We start from the raw sequence: 2,488 nt of genomic DNA on the forward strand, positions 1-2,488 counted from the left end.
CGGTCAGCAGCCGCAGGCGCCGCTGGCCGCGTTCGGCGTGCGTGATGCTGGTGGCGAGGAACTCGTGCTCAGCCGGGGTCAGCTCGTCGCCGTGGTCGGCCGCCCATTCCCTTGCGGCGGCAAGGCGCGCCCCGCGGTAAAGGTCGGCCGGTTCGCCACCGCCGAGGCGCCACCGATCCGCCGCGTCGATCATTTGCTGGCGCAGCTGCCGCCCGGCCGCGTCCGCGTGCAGCCAGTCGCTCAGGCGTGGCCAGTGGCGAAGCAGCGCCTCATGCGCGATCTCCACGCGCTCACCGTCGGCCACCACCAGCCGGTGCGTCACCAGTATCTCCAACGCTTCCGGGGCACCGGCCGCGCCCACGTCGAGCAGGTCGCCGCGGCGCTCGGGCCGCCGGATCGGCCCGGACTCCGGGTCAACATCGGTCAGCCGCAACAACATTCGGTGTGCGGCCTGCTGTTGCTCCAGATCCATCGCGGCGTAAGCGCTTTCGCCCAGACGTTCGACGGCGCTGGCCATGCCGCCCTGCTCGCGCAGGGCTTCCCGGGTAAGGGTGGTGCCCTGGCGAGCCCGCCACAACCCGGCCAGCGCCGTGCACAGCAACGGCAGGTGTCGTTGCGCGCCAAGGTCCGCGACGATGTCCTCGACCAGTCCGGGCTCGATCTCCAGGCCGGCGGCCGCGGCCGGACCGTAGACCATGTCGGCCAGCTCCGCCCGGGACGGCTGGGCCATCAGCACCGGGTTCCCGGCCACCATCGGGCCATACACGATGTCCTCGCTGACGGTGGCGAGATAATCAGAGCGCAAGGTGATCACTATTCTTGCGGTTGCGGCCATTTTTTCCGTGTACCGGGCACGCGCGGCCGGACCGAGAACCGTGAAGACCTCCTCGAATTGATCGATGACCACGAGATCGGCCGGGCCGTCGGGCGTCGACCGGCTCGGCTCGTGCACCTGCACCCGCCAGTCCGCCGACCCGGGCAGCACCCCATCGGCGAGGGCCGCAAGCAGTCCCGCCCGGACCAAGGATGACTTGCCGGAGCCCGAGGGTCCGACCACCGCGATCACGCCACCGGGTTCGGTCGCGGCCACCCGGGTGATCAGGTCGGCGATGGCACGGTCGCGCCCGTGGAAGTACGCCGCGTCGTCGGTCTCGAACCGGCCGAGCCCGGGATAGGGACAGTCGTTGGTGGGCTTGAGCCCGCCGGCGCGGGCCTGCCTCAGGCGGATCAGGTCCGAGATCCCCGCCAGCAGCTGCGCCCGGGCCTGCCGCGCCTGGTCGGCCGGGACGGTCAGGGTCGCGACACCGGCACCGACCTGGGTGACCGCGCGCTCCACCGCCCATGCGGCCGCCCGCTCGTGTACCACCGCGAAGGTCTCGGTCTCCAGGCCCTCGGCGAAACGGTCCACCTCCTCGCCGGCTTCGTGGGGCGCGTACTGGCGCACGACGGCGGTGACATCGGCGGCGGTGAGTGGCGGCACGTCCAACTGCTGCAGGCCAAGGGGAACGGGCTCCACCGCGGTGGCGACGAGGATGACCGGGCCGCGAAGCTCCCGCCACCGCTTGGCCAGCTGCGCAACGTAGGCTTCGCCGAGCCGGTCGGCGTCGTCGAGCAGGTAAACCGTGTACCGATCGATGTCGCCGAAGAAGCCGGCATGCTCGCCCGGCCTTAGCCACCCAATCGCGGCCCCCCGGTCCGCGGCCACCCGGGCGAACTCCGCCAGCAGCCGGGTCTTGCCGGCACCCGGTGCGCCGCAAAGGAGTGCGCCTTGCGGCTCACCGAAGGCGGCCTCGTCCAGCAGGCCGCGGAGGGCGGCGACGATCGTGTCGCGGCCGACCAACGGCATCGCGTTCTGCGTGAGCAGCTCCGCGGGCAGGGGCGGCGGTGGCGTCTGCGGCTCGGGCGGCTCCTGCCGCAGCACGGCAAGCTCGGCATCGCGCAGCAGCGGCCCGGGTTCCATACCCAACTCGCTGATCAGGACCGAGCGGGCACGCTGGTAGGCGGCGAGCGCCTCGGCCTGCCGCCCCGCCCGGTAGTGCGCCTGGACCAGGTACGCCCAAAGCTGTTCCCGCAAAGGGTGAACACTTAGCAGCGCCTCCAGCTCCGCGACGATCGGCTGCGAATCGCCGGAAGCCTCGCCCCCGGCCAGGCGGGCACCGACGGCCAATTCGCGAGCGGTCACCCGCAGGTCTCGCAGCCGCGTCCGCTCCTGCCGCACGTAGGGCAGATCCGGGAGGTCGGAAAAGGCCTCACCGCGCCACTGCTGCTCGGCCAGGTCGAGCCTGCCCACCGCGGCGACGTGGGCACCAGCCTCGGCGGCTGTCCGTCCATTCGCGACCATTTCGGCGAAGCGCACCGCGTCCACCACATCCGGCTCGATCGCGAGCAGGTAGCCCGGCCGTTTGGTGACCACAAGGTCCGGGCCGGTTACCGCGCGTAGCCGGGAGACGTACGACTGGATCACCTTGGCCGGACCGCTGGGCAGATC

General features: G+C 71.9%; 1 protein-coding gene. It reads right to left on the reverse strand.

The genetic code is table 11. The features are described 5' to 3' along the window. On the reverse strand, positions 1-2,488 hold a 2,488-nt coding region (locus tag VFO68_RS14370), incomplete at both ends, for a BTAD domain-containing putative transcriptional regulator (protein ID WP_325158766.1).

The sequence above is a fragment of the Actinophytocola sp. genome, assembly GCF_035712165.1.
Taxonomy (GTDB): Bacteria; Actinomycetota; Actinomycetes; order Mycobacteriales; family Pseudonocardiaceae; genus DASYTH01.